This is a genomic window from Oligoflexus sp. (assembly GCF_035638955.1).
GTDB lineage: Bacteria > Bdellovibrionota_B > Oligoflexia > Oligoflexales > Oligoflexaceae > Oligoflexus.
Map to the genome: position 1 here is coordinate 1 of NZ_DASQYZ010000487.1, position 14,242 is coordinate 14,242.

A 14,242-nucleotide genomic window follows, 5' to 3' on the forward strand; every position below is an offset into this window, starting at 1 on the left:
CATGGTGTCTTTCAGGTTACTGTAAGCCGATTTGCAAATCTCATTAGGAATTACGGGCAAATCAACTTCATGAAGATTCGAAGCATTGAGTGTCCCAACTGAAGTCAAATTCCCATACCCGATAACACGGAGTGTAGCAACATTTTTAGGCGCATGAATAGTCGAGTTCAAATCTATTGGCTTCAGAAATGTTCTATCGTTAGCTTTGGATTCCAAGAAGAGCAGCGCTATGTCATTTGAATCAGTTGTAACGTCCCACTCAGGATGAATCTGTACAGCACTTACGTTTCTTACGTCCTCGTTAAAAGCACTGTTTTTGCTGCCTGGATTTAAAATAACTTGAAGTTTATTGGTCATCTTATGCACACAGTGGGCTGCAGTTGCTACGACATCTGCGCAGAAGTATTTTTTTGAGGAGCCAACTTCATGAAGGCCAACAAAAAACTGATAGTGTTCGCTTGCCGAGGCACCTCCAACAATTTTTGGTTGTGAAGTTTTTGGACTACTGCAGGACAATATAAGGGCAATAAATCCAATAAAAGTAGCAATATTTTTCATGGTTTCCTCAGTGCGAACACTTTTCTAAAAAATTATGCACGGCCTTTTTCAACAAAATCTAATTACTCCGACTTTTAAAAAACAACGCTAGTAATTTCATTGTAGTCGTTAAGAAGGACTAGGTTGAATATTACGCATCCGATATACCTTGCAGAAGTTCTTTGGCATGATCGAGCTGCTCCTCAGGAACATACAGTTCAACTCCATTGGCTACCGTAAGGGGCGGGTAGAGGCCGCCAGCATCGTCTGATTTCAATTCAACTCTGATTCCAGACCCTCGTATTGCACTTGCCGCGAGATCCGCCTGCAAACGATCTGAGAATGACGTCAGAAGGACCCATTTTTCAATATTTGCATTCATGTAACGCTACCTCACTGAGAAAGTCCAAATCTGAACTGGGGCACTCATTGGCAATCTGCTGCGTAACAACTTCGACTTTTGAAGACCATTTTGAATCGAAAGTTTCAGAACTCATTTTCGGCCCATCTACGCTAGCCTCGCCATAGAACTGATCGATAGCTTTTTTCATCTTTTCTCTGAAGCATGGACTTGTGCCAGAAAAAGACTTTTTTAAGCTGCATTCAAACCAAGCAACAACATCTACAGGATTCTGACTTTCTTTGAAAGTGGAGCTTAAGAGTTGATTTATATTTTTAAGGTCAGAGTCCGGTAAGTCAGCAGCTCGTCCGCAATTCTCCACTATCTGTTCTGAGCTAAGGGGTTTGGTCAGCTTTAAATTTTCTTGAAAGTGCCTTTCAATGCAGTTCTGTATGCTATCCGAAAATCCGTTTGCTGAAAGCTTATTCGCTAAAATCCTGAAAAATGCGTCTTTGTTAGCCCCTGCACTTGTTCGGGGGGGTGCGCTTATTGCTCTGCCTTCAACCTCTTCCGTTACAATGCTTTTTTCCTTTTGCTTATTTTCCGAGCCATGTTTCAGAGTCTTGCCCGCGATATTCGGATCGACTACGCTCAAATCATTCGAAGAAGGCGCTAAGGGGGTCTCTTTTTGATCCAATCTATCGAAAAGTACAGCTTTTTCTGCGACCCTGGTCTTATAGATATAAGTACCTGACACAATTAGCACCAGAACCAATAAAGCCATTCCGAAGATCTTCTTGCTCATAGGAAACCTCCTTCATTTTAGGCAGTCAGTAGCCTTTGGGATCCGACAAGCTTACCCATCGTTTTGCCTGGATTCTCGCCAAACGTAATCGCAGTATGCACCTCGCATTTGAAGAAGGCGCTGTCTGATTGGTATTCCTGGCATGCATGCTTTACGAGGAAGGTAGGGCTCACACCTCCTCCGCATATACTGTCACTTGCTCTTGTACATGTTTGAAAGCCGGAGCATCAACTCTCATTTTGCTTCACCTTCGTGAGCTTCCATGAGTTGCGTGCGCGAACTTTGGCGTTATGTCGACTCAAGATTGTCCCCGAAAAAACTGCTTATGAACAACAAGTTAATCCTCTTTGGCGGTAATAACAGATGGGACTTCTTGAGTTAGAAGGCGTTTTCGACAATGGCGTCACTCAGAAGGCTATTAACTGCCAAAGTCATTCACTTTAATGTTCATAGTCATCGCTACTGAAAGCTACCTATCGGCTACGCACCAAGGGAAACCGAAAATCGCTTGGTGTAGCCCTTCTGCTTGGCAGCGAACTTTTCTCGCTCAGCTTGATAGAATTTTTTATCTCTTTCGGATAAAGGCAAAGACATGACTTTTACCATCAGCGCATCCGCGCCAGCCCAATCCTCTTTACTCGCCTGCAGAGCTGCCTTGATATGGTGCCCATAGGGTTCCTGCGGATAACGCTGAATGAACTCAACCAACTCAGCCTGAAAATCAGGATCCTCAATTTTACTATTATATCTTAAAATCCTTGCAATCAGACTCGCCTCGGGCGACCTCCTTTCGATATCGCTCAGCGTTGAATAGAATTCATTCTCGTACTTCTCTGGGTTGGACTTCATCAACCTACCGATCAGCATGGATTGCAGCGAGGCCATATCGCGATCAGTATATTTTTCTTTATCTCCCATGCAGGACTCCATCATGCTTTTCATGGCTTTGTCCCAAGTTCTTACGTTCTTTGACAGTTCAATCGTGCAATTTTCTGTGATCTTGCTTGCAAGCGTTTCCAGCACTGAGGGATTGTTGGGAACCTCCATCATATCTTCGTAAGCTGGTGTACATGGGGTTGTTTTATCGCCTTTCGTCTTCGCACGAGTCCCCTTGGGGATTGATTCAATTGGGACAGAGTCCGCTTTAAAAGCAGATGCTTCATCTTTGCCAGAATCTGCGATTGCTTCGCCCCTGCTGTCAGGGCTTCCTATCGCGCTCGCTTCATTACCCTTAGCCTCAGTTTGCTTTGCCTCCCCTACGTTCCGCGTCCTGTCATCCCAAATTTTTTTTGTAATAACAGTGCCGTTACTCGCTAAAAAAATGGCGACGATTACAACCAATAATCTTTTTTCTCGCATAAATAGCACGTCCCCGGTGTCAAGGCGCTTGTGTTCAAAGCCTCCAGTGTTATCCGGACGCTTCATCCCGAATATTTGTAATCCAGATGTATCTTGCCCAGTTTGTTGGCGTCACAGTGTGCTGCTAATTCACCAACTGCCTTGTGCAAATTGTAAGTAACGCCGATGGTATAATGGGTGGAAATTTGACGGCAGGCATTATCAAGATGTTATGCAAACTATTTCAATGATGCCAATGTGACTTTACTGACGAAAAAAAACACCTCGCTGTTCTTTACAGAAAGCGAGGTGTTAATTATTCAAGAAATTAAACTACTTATCTTGAATTAAAGATTCCGTTCTTAACACTTGGACTCATATGTTCTTCAGAACGGAATATCATCCAAACTGGATGAGCTGTGACTGCCAAACACGCTGTCCGAAGGTGGCTCGACCGGCGGAGGATTGAAGCCCGACGCAGGCGTCTCGTAGTTGGATTCGCCCCGGCTGGCGCCTGAACCGGCACTGCCTAGGAATTTCACGTTGTCCGCCACGATATCCGTTGAGTATCGTTTTTGGCCGGACGGATCGTCCCACGAGCGTGTTTGCAAACGGCCTTCGACATAAGCCGAGCTGCCCTTGCGCAGATATTTCGCACAGTTCTCTGCCTGTTTTTTCCAGACAGTGATACGATGCCATTCTGTCTTTTCCTGGCGCTGCCCACTCTGGTCAGTCCAGTTGTCGGTTGTTGCCAGGCTGAATGAACAGAAAGCTACGCCGCTTTGTGTGTAGCGCAGTTCGGGATCCTTGCCTAAGTTGCCGACTAAAATCACTTTATTGACGGAAGCCATCGCCTTACCTCTTCTTGTCTTCGGCTTTAAAAAGCGCCACCAATCCGCTCCAGATCTTGGGATTGGACGCCAAGCCCTGCAGTGGTTATAACTAAGCTCGTGACTCGGTCACAAGGAGAAATTACCGGGCTGGTTTATGTCAGCGGACGACATTTTCCCGTGGTGGATACAGCCCTAGTCTGAGGAGCCTTTCGCATATGATCGTGAAACAAACTCGAGCTTGGATCGGCAGCACTCTGGTTTTGCTGAGCGTCGGCCTCTTCTGGGCGTGCAAAACCGAGGAAAAGTTGCCCAAGCTTGGTGAACAGATCGCTGGTCCAGTGGATGTTGCCACCTCGCCCAGCGGCAGCTACTTTTATGCCCTGAATTCCGACTATGAGCGCCGTTACAACGAAGGTTCGATCATGGTGATCGATCCGGAATCGGATCCACCAACGAAGCGTACCACCATTCCCATCCCGCGCCTCGGACGCTCGCTGGATGTGGCGCAAAATCTTTTGTTGGTTACCTTCGATGCGGAAGGTGACGAAATCTATCGTCGGATTGATCTCTGGGATCTGCAGAATGAAATAACGCCGACCCTTATTACCTCATTCAGTATCGAATGCTCGCCGGTCAACGGCATCATTGCGCCTTCACAGCCTTATTTTGTTGTGTCCTGTTTGAACGGTGATGTCTTCATGGGGCATCTGAATCGCAGTAATCTGGCGGCTTCGACTCTGGATCGGGTGCGGAGTTACGGTTACGCGCATCGAGCTCTTTATTTTTATGAAAATGGCGCCAACACCTGGCTGCTTGGCTTCCCATCGGATCTTGATATCCCCGATGCCGATGACTATCCAGCCGTTGATAAGCAAAGCTATGATCTGGCCACCGATGCCATGAAAGAGGGCGCGGATGAAGTTCCTGATTTGCTTCAGGACACACCCCAGGCCCGTCGTCGACCCAGCAACGGTTATCCCTACCAGATGTTTATTTACAACGTAACGGCTGAAGAAGCCGCTTCTCCCGCGGATCCCAATATTGGAACCGCGCGCTTTCGCTATTTGGAGACGGGAACCTTTGCCAAACCCAATCAGGCCAATGCAGAAATGCGCTTTGTGTATTTCACGCTGACAGACCTGGATGGAACCCCGGCGTCCGGTGAAGGTACGATCGACATTGACAGCCGTATCTATCGCACTAACTTCTGGATGGCGAAGTCGGCCCCAGGGGCCGCCTCAAATGCCTTTTATCTCTCACAACGCGGCAACAGTTACGGTTCGACCAGCAATAACGTCTTGCGCGTTGAAGTCAATCCAACAGCCCTGGCTGCACCCGCCACGTCCAAGTTTTCCGATATGTTCAAAGTCCAGCGCGTCTATGGCTTTGCCAATGACCGTGATAGCATTGGCCGCTATCCTGGAGCCTTTGCCGTGACGGAAATCGACGGCGAACCCATGCTGCTGGTCAACCATTTCCGGGATCTTATCAATTTCCGTGACGCTCCTTTTTATAGCATCACGCGCAAATTCTTAAATACGCCCTATTCACTGCAGCAGGCCACGAGTTATGATTCCACGGCCTACGAGTCCTCATTTTATCAGCTGGCGGTTTCCAAAACCGGAAAGCTTCTGACCTGCTCGTTCTACGGACAAGCACTGTACTTGTTTGATGTGCGTCCTCGTACTAGTATGAGGGAACAAACTCCGATTCGGATAGAGTGATACGCCGTATCTTTGGCATGTCCTGCGCTGCGTCCCTGCTCGGGGGACCACGCGGGATGAGGGTCATGCATGCATCTTAAAAAGTTGATCGTTTCTGGTTTCAAGTCGTTTGCCGACAAAGTCACGCTAAACTTCGATGATGGAATCACAGGAATTGTCGGGCCGAATGGCTCCGGCAAGTCCAATGTGATTGACGCCGTGCGTTGGGTCATGGGTGAGCAGAATGCCAAGCACCTGCGCGGTGATGTGGCCACGGATATCATCTTCGCCGGCTCGGAAAAGCGTAAACCGCTGGGTATGGCCGAAGTTACCCTGGTCTTTGACAACAAGGATCAGAGTCATTTCTGTCCCCCGGAGTATCGTCACGAGCCTGAGATCGCTCTGACCCGTCGTCTTTATATCGATGGGGAGCGCGAATACTTTATCAATAAAAAACCCTGCCGCTTGAAGGACATTGTCGGTTTTTTTGCGACCACGGGTTTAGGTGGCCGCAGCTATTCGATGATTCAGCAGGGGCAGGTCGACCGTATCCTGAACGCCAAACCGGAAGACGTTCGCGAGATTCTGGAAGAGGCCGCGGGTACTCTGATATTCAAGACCCGTCGCCAGGCGGCCATGAAGAAATTGGAAGGCACCAACGATAACCTCAAACGGATCGACGACATCCTGAGCGAACTCGCGGGCCAGCTCGAAAAGCTCAAGGAGCAGGTGGAAAAGGTTGCGGCATGGAAGCACCTCAGCGGGGCGCTGAAGGATGCGGAGCTTAAGCTTTTCTCGCACAATTTCCGGCATTTTTCGACCAAACTCCTGGAGATCGCCCATCAGCTGGATAACGACCAGGACAGTGAAGTCAAAGCGATGACCGACCTGTCTGGTTTGGAAGCTCGCGTTGAGGAGCTGCAGGGCCAGCTGTCGGAATCTGATCCGGAACTCGATCAGCTGCGTGAGGAAATTTCCAATCTGCGTGAACAAATCGTTCGGGCGGAAGGCACCATTACAGCAGCCATGCGGACCGGCGAGCAGGGGCAGAAGCGTCTCGGTGAATTGCAGGCCAATATTCAGGAGGATCAGGAAAGTCTGACCTCGCTGGAGAATATGGTCGCCAGTAAAGAGGCGGACTATGTCCGCATGCAGATCGAAGTCGAGCGTTTGCAGGAGCTGATCGCCTCCTTTCAGGATGAAGTGGATCAGGTCGAGGAGTCGGCTCAGGTTTTTGAAAACCGGGCCCAGGAGCTTGAAGACGAAGTCAAGAACCTTGAACTCCTCCTCGAAAGCAACCGTCTGCGTTGCGAAAGTATCGAGCGTGATCGCAAGCGCATCATGATCGAACACCAAAATTATCAGGCGCGTCAGGATTCTTTGCAGCAGTCGCTCAAAGGCATTGCTGAAAAACTGGAGCAGGCGCGCAGCCTGCTCAACGACCGGCAGGCTGGATTGGATCAGGAACTGCAGATGAAGCAGGACCTGGAAGTGGAAGTGCAGAAACGCGATGAGCAGATTCGTGAAGGGGCTCGGGAACGGGATACCCATAAGGAAACCTACCTCCATGCCCGAGCCCGTTTGGGAACGCTGGAGGAAGTGGAAGCCAGCACTGGCGATTTAAAATCGAGTCTGCACCAGCTTTACGGCAAGCATCCCCAGGCCAGGCAGTTGGTTTATGGTGTGCTCACTGATTTTATTGCCTTCGACACCAGCATCGAGGAATGGGCGCCGCGTGCGGTCCATGCCTTTGAACGCTGGTCGGAGCGACTGATCATTCCATCGGGCGAGGCGCTCAATGAACTGATTCGTTTGGTCAATCAGGAGCAGCTCGCTTCCTTGCCTTTAAGTTTGGCTTCGCTTTGGAATACGGATGACCTGAGTGATATTCGTCAGTGGGCGGAACGCTATGATGCGGTGCCTGTTCTCGATGTTCTGAAAGTTCAGGATGCTCACAAGGCCACACTCAGTATTCTGCTGCAGAGGCTTTACTATCTGCCGTCCGTTCGCGTGAATGAGGACGAGCTGCGCAGTCTGCCGTATGGTTTGATTCTGTTCACCGCGCAGGGTGTCCTCGTGCATTCACGGGATGATCTTTTGCTGAGTGGAACCCAGGCCAAGGGCAGTTTGAGCCGCAAGAATGAAATCGAAGGCCTCGCCCGGCAGCTGAAGGAAAGCGAAGGCAAACTCGCAACGGCCCAAAGCGCCATGGATGTGATGGAGCAGCAGCAGGCCGAATCCCGCGCGCGCCTCAAGGACATTACCGATCGCCTGGGGAGTCAGAATCAGGATGCCCTGGCCGCGATGTCGGATATGCAGAACCTGATGAATCAGGACAATCATCAAAAGGAAATCATCGAACAGAACGCGCATCGGATCCAGGAGCTGGAGCAGCGCGAGCATGATTTGATGCGGGAGCTGGAGCAACTGGGCGAAACGCGAATTTCCCTGGGCCAGGAGAAAGAGCACCAGCAGGGCGAACTCGAATCGCTGCAGGAGGAATCCGCGAGTATTGCCGAGCGCAAGGACGAGGTGATGCGGGTGCATCAGCAGCGGCAGCTCGAACTGGCTAAATTTGAAACCCGCTCCCAGTCCAACCGGGAAAACCTGGAGCAGAGTCGGCAGCAGCTGCATAAGCTGCAGACGAATATTACAAAACGCTACGAGGAAAAAAATCGCCTCGAGGTGGAACTGGAGCAGTCCGAGATCAACCAGGCGCATGCCACCCAGGAGATCGAAGTCTATATCCGCCGCCGTGAGGAACTCGAAGGCCAGCTGGCGGAACGCCGCGAGTTGAGTGCCGGCGTTCTGGAAGAATTGCGAGTGATTGAAAGCCGCCTGCGGGAAGCTCGTGATCGGCAGATGGAAATTCAACGCAGCAAATCCAAGAAAAGCGTCGAACTGGAACGCCTGAAGCAGGTGAGCCGCGGTATTCTCGATCAGGCCAAGGAAAAGTATCAGATCGATCTGATGACCCATGAGTTTGTCGAGGATCCGAATTTTGACGCTGATAAGACGACTCGTGAAATCAGCAAGTTCCGTGGCCAATTGGAAACCATGGGCGGCGTGAACATGGTGGCCGTCGAGGAATACGAACGTATTTCCAAGCGCCATGAATTTATCGACGCGCAAAAAGAGGAAGTGCTGGGCAGTATCCTCCTCCTTCAGGAAGCCATCGATGAGATCGAGGAAACATCGAAAGAAAAATTCCTGAGCACCTTTGAAGTCGTGAACAAGAACTTTATCGAGCTGTTCCCGATTCTGTTCCCAGGTGGCGAGGCCCGACTGGAATTGACCAGCGAGGATGCCCTAACCGCGGGTGTGGAAATCATGGTGCGGATGCCCGGTAAAAAGCCACGAAGCATGACACTTTATTCCGGTGGTGAGAAAGCTCTGACCGCGATCTCGCTGATTTTTGCTTTGCTCAAAACCAAGCCGACACCGTTCTGCTTTCTGGATGAGGTCGATGCGCCTTTGGATGAAGCCAACGTGGGCCGTTATAACAAGGTCCTCAATGCGCTGTCGGATCGCTTCCAGTTTGTGGTCATTACCCACAACCGTCGGACCATGGAAGTGCTGGATCAGCTCTATGGTGTGACCATGCAGGAAGGTGGCGTCTCGACAGTGGTCGGTGTGGATATGAAAAAGGATCTGCCGGCTCATTTGCAAAAAGCCTTCAAGAAAACGGAAGAGACCGTAGCCACCGGGACCTGATCGGAGAATCGCATGAGAGACCTGAAAGGCAAAACGGCTTTGGTCACAGGTGCCAACGGTGGCATCGGGCTGGCCACGGCCCAGGGCCTTGCCGCCGGTGGAGCGAATGTTATCCTGGGCTGTCGGAACCTTTATAAGGCCGAAGAAGCCCGGGCCATTATTCTCCAGCGCCATCCAGAGGCCGAGGTCGATGTCATGGCCTTGGATTTAGCCAACATCATGAATATCAAAAGCGCGGCCGAGGTCTTAAAACGTCGGCATCCACGCCTGGATATCCTTATCAACAACGCCGGCGTCATGAGTCTGCAGCGGCAGGAAACGCGCGATGGCTTCGAATTGACATTCGGTGTCAATCATCTCGGAACCTTTGCGCTGACCCAAACCCTTCTGCCTTTGGTCACGGCTGCACCCCAGGGAAGAATCGTGACGCTGTCCTCGGCTTTGCATTACCGGGGGCACATGCATTGGGAGGATCTTCAGTATAGGGCGCGGCCCTATAAAGGCTGGGAGGCCTACAATCAATCGAAGCTGGCCAATGTGCTGATGACCAAGGCTCTGGCGCGACGACTCGCGTCGACCAACGTCCGGGCGTTTGCCGTGCATCCTGGAGTGGTCGCGACTCAACTCGGACGTGATTATCCCAGTTGGCTGATGAAAGTCGCCAAAGTTTTCATGGTGACTCCGGAAAAAGGCTCACGCTGCACTCTTTTCGTGGCGACCGAACCCGCCCTTGACGCTCAAAATGGGTCTTATTTCGAGCAGTCCAAAGCAAAAAATCCGGCAGCGGCAGCGCTATCCGAAGAGGATCAGGAAAGATTGTGGAAGCTGAGCGAACAGCTCACGGCGTGAAAAAGAAAACTCATCCCTTGTGACGAAGGGATGAGACTTGTTCATGGAACGCCAGGTAACTCAATCCTTTAACCTTCCAATTTATCGACAATCAGCTGCACCAGGTCCGTGGGCTTGCTGTAAAAATCAGCGAAAGAATAGGTTTCCAGAAACCACTCACTGATCGGGTCCTGCTCCGCTTCGCGGGTTTTTTTCACCAGCTGCGGATAGGTGCTGGTGAGTTCCAGCATGCGGGCCAGCACACCGGCGGCTTCAGGCTTGGCGCTGGGATATTTTTTGCGAAGATAACGGATCATGAGGCTGATCAGCACGGGATCGAGTTTTTCAGCCAGAAAAAATAGATCGTTGGTCGGCAGGGTGCCCGATTCCAATCCATCCAACCAACGGAGACTTTCACGAACTTGAACCTGTGCATCCATGCTTACTTCTCCTTTACAAGGGACGATAGGGGTCAATGAATTGGTTCATGCCTATCGATATGCTGCCAGTTTTAGGCTGATCCAGACTCCAGGCATAATCGACGCGAAAAACCAGTCGATTGACCTGTGGAACAGCCAGCCTTAGGCCAAAGCCTGCCGTCGTGCGATTCTCTTCTGACCAATCGCTCGTGGTATACCCAGCCGCACCATAATCGATGTAGGTGGCTGCCTGCCACCAGACGTAATGGGAGCGATGAAATATTTTTCGAAGCTCCAGGTTGCCATAGACCGCCTTATTTCCGTACATAACACCATCGGGTAACCCGCGCACTGAATCGAAGCCACCCAAAAAAAAGAGGCTCTGATAGGAACGATCATCGCTCAATCCCAGCCATTCATGAAAGACGAGATTCCAATCTTCGTTCCAAAGCCCGTACCAAAACAACTCCTGTTCGAGACTCGCCTGGTTTTTTTCCTCAGACCAGGTGGGTCCGACATTCAGAAGGACACGCAGACCCTGCAAATTCTGCTGCAGGACAGCCATATCATCATAAACCAGCCTGGCCAAGAGCCGTTTCTGATTTATCGGGCGCAAAATGAAATCATCCCGCTCGGTAGCGGATTTCTGCATGTCCCATTCCAGCTCATGCTGCTGCCTATAATTCAGGCGTAAACCGACCTGCCAGGGCGTTTGAGGATTGCTGCCCAAGGGCACCAAAGCCTCCGCGATCACCGCCGTCGCACTGCCATATATCTGAGCAACTTCCTGATCCTCCCTATCGTATACGCTACGAATGCGGTTGTCCCGCCAGAGTTCAAGATTTAAGTAATGACGGCCCCCGTTCCAGCGTGGAGCGCGGATCCACATCACGCCCCCGGTCGGTGCCGAGCCAAAGGTTCTGGATTCGGCGCCCACGGTCCAGAGACTGCCAAAGGCATGGGTGTCATAAATGCCAGCTACCAGCAGGGGCGTGCCGCCTCCAAAGGCGCCGCGAATCACGGGAATTACGGTCCACTTTTCTACAGCTTCAATTTCGAGATTATATGTGGACGGTATATCCCCATTCGGTACGACCTGGACGGCGACATCCTGAAAAACCTGAGTGGTGAGCAGGCGGACCTTAAGCGTATCAATTTCAGTTCCGCTCATTTCGCAAGGGCACTGCAGGCCCGCATATTCCATCAGCCAGTTAAGGTTCGTGCGCCCGAGCCCTTTGACATCGACCTCCTGAATTTGGAACATGCCGCCTTCCGCCCAGGCCAGACGCGGCAAACCGATAAAGCAGAGGATGAGCCAGCGGATGTGAAATGAATCAAAGATAGGGATCACCCTGATTGAGATAGTGTCTGACGTAGTCGCTTACGCCGGCTTCGAGACTATAAAAAGCGTCCTGATAGCCTGCAACCGTGCGCAGTTTGTTCAGATCGGCTTCGGTAAAATACTGATACTGGTTTTGCAGACTCGTGGGCATCTCAATCCATTCCAGCTTGGGTTTTTTATCAAGGGCAGCAAAGACCGCGCGACCTAGATCAGCAAAACTTCGTGCCTCACCCGTGCCGAGATTATAAAGCCCGGATGGAATACGACGATGCTCCTTCCAGAAGTGCAGCATCACCTTCACTACATCCTTAACATAAACGAAGTCGCGCTGCTGCTCACCGTGTTCAATGTCCGGACGATAGGATTTGAAAAGACGTAAAGTGCCTCGGTCCCGAACCTGAGGGAACGCGTGAAACACTACGCTGGCCTGAGCGCCTTTGTGATATTCCTGCGGCCCATAAACGTTAAAGTATTTGAACCCATACCAAAAGGGCGGCGTGGTTTTTTGTTTCAAAGCCCAGGCATCGAAGAGCTGCTTGCTCCAGCCGTATTTGTTGATCGGCCGGAGTTGCGGAATGCGATCATGCTCATCGAAGAAAGCCTTTTCCTCGGCCCCATAGGTGGCGGCGGAGGATGCATAGAGAAAGGGGATGTCCCGCTGCGCGCAGTAGTCCCAGAGTTTTTTGGTGAAGAGAACATTATTGTTCATGAGATAATCAGCGTCACGTTCGGTCGTCGTCGAACAGGCGCCGAGGTGGAAAACAGCTTCAAACAGCGGATGTCCTGCGTCGTCGAGCCAGGTGAAGAGCTGATCCTTGGGAACGACGTAGTCAATACGGCGTTTTGCGAGATTCTTCCATTTGTCGCCCAAACCCAGGTGGTCCGCGACGATGATATTATGATGACCCTTTTCATTCAGCGCCCAAATCAATGCACTGCCAATGAAGCCAGCGCCGCCGGTAATCAGTATCATCCTCTGAAACCCCTTCCTACAAAGCCGTTGCCAGCACATCAGCTCACGATTGCAAGCCCAAATGATCTAGTATATACCTGCCCTGTCCAGAAATCGAAACCCCTTTCCAGGGAAGACAATCATGTATCATCTTGCAGGTGATAGGCCCGTCGTGCAGAAGTACGGTGGGACCTCGGTCGGAACTGTGGAACGCATCCAAAATGTAGCAGAGCGGGTTGCCGATCAGTATCGAAATGGACTGAAGAACGTTGCCATCGTCGTCAGTGCGATGTCAGGTGAAACGAATAAGCTTGTCGACCTCGTCACCGCCACCAATCCTCATACCTCTCTTCGCAATTATGATATGGCTGTGTCAGCCGGCGAGCAGGTCGCTGTCGCGCTGATGGCTGCGGCGCTGGAAAAAGCCGGTGTGCCGTCGCATGGTTTTCTTGCCTATCAATTGGGTATCATGACGAGCAGTCTCCATTCCAAAGCACGCATCCATGATATCGATTGCAGCAAACTGCATAAGTGCTGGGAGCAGGGAATTGTTCCTGTGGTCGCAGGTTTTCAAGGTGTGACCGAGGATCTCGAAATCACCACGCTGGGTCGCGGCGGCAGTGATACGAGTGCAGTGGCACTGGCTGTGGCCCTGGACGCTGCCTTTTGTGAAATCAATACCGATGTGGATGGCGTTTATACGGCCGATCCACGTGTGGTGCCGTCCGCGCACCTGGTCAAGGAAATGGATTTTGAAGTGGCCCTGGAAATGGCTTCGCTTGGCAGCAAGGTCCTGCACACACGCTGTGTGGAGTTAGGCGCCAAATTCCAAATGCCGATCGTGGTACGCAATACATTCAAACCCAATGACCATCAAAGGACGATCATCATGAGCTTTAACGCGCAACGCAAACTTGAAGCCCCTGTGGTTTCCGGCGTGACCCTGGATCGCAATGTGGTGCGCCTGAGTCTGAGCCAGCTTCCTGTTCGTCATGGGGTGATTGCGGCGCTTTTTGAAAAAATTGCCGCCACTGGCGTGAACGTCGATATCATCGTGCATAATAAGTCGGAAACATCCGATGCCCTGCGGGTGGGTTTTACCATTGGAGCCGCGGATCTGGTCCGCACTCAGGAAATGCTGCGTCGCTGGAGCGAGGAGCAAAGTTCAGTCGTGCATTTGGAAGCTGAGCGCAATCTGGCCAAGGTTTCCGTAGTGGGCCTGGGCATGCAAAGCCACCCGGGTGTGGCCAGCAAAGTCTTCTCGGTCCTCGAAAATGCCGGCATTGCCATTCAGATGATCTCGACCTCCGAAATTAAAATATCCTGCGTGGTGGCCGAGGCCGAGGGGGATCGCGCGGCGCAGGCTTTGCATCGGGCCTTTATCGAAGATGAAAGGGCCTGATCAGCAGCACCTATAAAAAAGCGGCGATC

General features: G+C 51.2%; 12 protein-coding genes. 4 read left to right on the top strand and 8 right to left on the bottom strand.

What is annotated here, in order from left to right:
• The 5 genes from VE954_RS39580 to VE954_RS39600 form a co-directional block, all read right to left on the bottom strand.
• Positions 1 to 558 (bottom strand): S1 family peptidase (locus VE954_RS39580; protein ID WP_324963603.1); only part of this gene is annotated, 558 nt, incomplete at its 3' end.
• 130 nt (positions 559 to 688) lie between these two features.
• The gene (locus tag VE954_RS39585; protein ID WP_324963605.1) at positions 689 to 919 is read right to left on the bottom strand and encodes a putative signal transducing protein; all 231 of its coding nucleotides are present in this window, start codon (positions 917 to 919) and stop codon (positions 689 to 691) included.
• Positions 903 to 1,682, bottom strand: a complete 780-nt coding sequence (locus VE954_RS39590; protein WP_324963607.1) for a hypothetical protein — start codon at positions 1,680 to 1,682, stop codon at positions 903 to 905. Before VE954_RS39590 ends, VE954_RS39585 begins: the two co-directional genes overlap by 17 nt.
• Positions 1,683 to 2,162: 480 nt before the next feature.
• Complete coding sequence (locus VE954_RS39595; protein WP_324963609.1) at positions 2,163 to 3,041, bottom strand: hypothetical protein; 879 nt, start codon at positions 3,039 to 3,041, stop codon at positions 2,163 to 2,165.
• Positions 3,042 to 3,406: 365 nt separating this feature from the next.
• Positions 3,407 to 3,871: a single-stranded DNA-binding protein gene (locus VE954_RS39600; RefSeq protein ID WP_324963611.1), complete on the bottom strand. Its 465-nt coding sequence runs from the start codon at positions 3,869 to 3,871 to the stop codon at positions 3,407 to 3,409.
• A gap of 197 nt (positions 3,872 to 4,068) precedes the next feature.
• Between VE954_RS39600 and VE954_RS39605 the strand changes: the two genes are divergently transcribed.
• From VE954_RS39605 to VE954_RS39615, 3 genes are all read left to right on the top strand, one after another.
• The gene (locus VE954_RS39605) at positions 4,069 to 5,577 is read left to right on the top strand and encodes a hypothetical protein (protein WP_324963613.1); all 1,509 of its coding nucleotides are present in this window, start codon (positions 4,069 to 4,071) and stop codon (positions 5,575 to 5,577) included.
• Positions 5,578 to 5,646: 69 nt separating this feature from the next.
• Positions 5,647 to 9,270 carry a chromosome segregation protein SMC gene (smc, locus tag VE954_RS39610; RefSeq protein ID WP_324963615.1) on the top strand — a complete coding sequence of 1,208 codons (3,624 nt, stop codon included), beginning with the start codon at positions 5,647 to 5,649 and terminating at the stop codon, positions 9,268 to 9,270.
• A 12-nt stretch (positions 9,271 to 9,282) separates the two neighbouring features.
• Positions 9,283 to 10,119 (top strand): SDR family oxidoreductase, encoded by an 837-nt coding sequence (locus VE954_RS39615; RefSeq protein ID WP_324963616.1) that lies wholly within the window; start codon positions 9,283 to 9,285, stop codon positions 10,117 to 10,119.
• Between the two features lie 68 nt (positions 10,120 to 10,187).
• On the opposite strand, the gene VE954_RS39620 is transcribed toward VE954_RS39615, so the two are convergent.
• The 3 genes from VE954_RS39620 to rfaD form a co-directional block, all read right to left on the bottom strand.
• Entirely contained in the window at positions 10,188 to 10,538 is a 351-nt protein-coding gene (locus VE954_RS39620; protein WP_324963618.1) for a hypothetical protein, read from the bottom strand.
• Positions 10,539 to 10,551: 13 nt separating this feature from the next.
• On the bottom strand, positions 10,552 to 11,781 hold the full coding sequence (locus tag VE954_RS39625) for a BamA/TamA family outer membrane protein (protein ID WP_324963620.1): 1,230 nt from the start codon (positions 11,779 to 11,781) through the stop codon (positions 10,552 to 10,554).
• Positions 11,782 to 11,851: 70 nt separating this feature from the next.
• Positions 11,852 to 12,832 carry an ADP-glyceromanno-heptose 6-epimerase gene (rfaD, locus tag VE954_RS39630; RefSeq protein ID WP_324963622.1) on the bottom strand — a complete coding sequence of 327 codons (981 nt, stop codon included), beginning with the start codon at positions 12,830 to 12,832 and terminating at the stop codon, positions 11,852 to 11,854.
• A 121-nt stretch (positions 12,833 to 12,953) separates the two neighbouring features.
• Here rfaD and VE954_RS39635 point away from each other — a divergent pair, with 121 nt between their 5' ends.
• Entirely contained in the window at positions 12,954 to 14,213 is a 1,260-nt protein-coding gene (locus VE954_RS39635) for an aspartate kinase (RefSeq protein ID WP_324963624.1), read from the top strand.
• Positions 14,214 to 14,242 lie beyond the last annotated feature (29 nt).

Coding starts and splice junctions, on each gene's coding strand:
- VE954_RS39625 (WP_324963620.1), bottom strand. CDS start 11,781: ATGTTCCAAATTCAGGAGGTCGATGTCAAAGGGCTCGGGCGCACGAAC.
- rfaD (WP_324963622.1), bottom strand. CDS start 12,832: ATGATACTGATTACCGGCGGCGCTGGCTTCATTGGCAGTGCATTGATT.
- smc (WP_324963615.1), top strand. CDS start 5,647: ATGCATCTTAAAAAGTTGATCGTTTCTGGTTTCAAGTCGTTTGCCGAC.
- VE954_RS39605 (WP_324963613.1), top strand. CDS start 4,069: ATGATCGTGAAACAAACTCGAGCTTGGATCGGCAGCACTCTGGTTTTG.
- VE954_RS39595 (WP_324963609.1), bottom strand. CDS start 3,041: ATGCGAGAAAAAAGATTATTGGTTGTAATCGTCGCCATTTTTTTAGCG.
- VE954_RS39635 (WP_324963624.1), top strand. CDS start 12,954: ATGTATCATCTTGCAGGTGATAGGCCCGTCGTGCAGAAGTACGGTGGG.
- VE954_RS39585 (WP_324963605.1), bottom strand. CDS start 919: ATGAATGCAAATATTGAAAAATGGGTCCTTCTGACGTCATTCTCAGAT.
- VE954_RS39600 (WP_324963611.1), bottom strand. CDS start 3,871: ATGGCTTCCGTCAATAAAGTGATTTTAGTCGGCAACTTAGGCAAGGAT.
- VE954_RS39590 (WP_324963607.1), bottom strand. CDS start 1,682: ATGAGCAAGAAGATCTTCGGAATGGCTTTATTGGTTCTGGTGCTAATT.
- VE954_RS39615 (WP_324963616.1), top strand. CDS start 9,283: ATGAGAGACCTGAAAGGCAAAACGGCTTTGGTCACAGGTGCCAACGGT.
- VE954_RS39620 (WP_324963618.1), bottom strand. CDS start 10,538: ATGGATGCACAGGTTCAAGTTCGTGAAAGTCTCCGTTGGTTGGATGGA.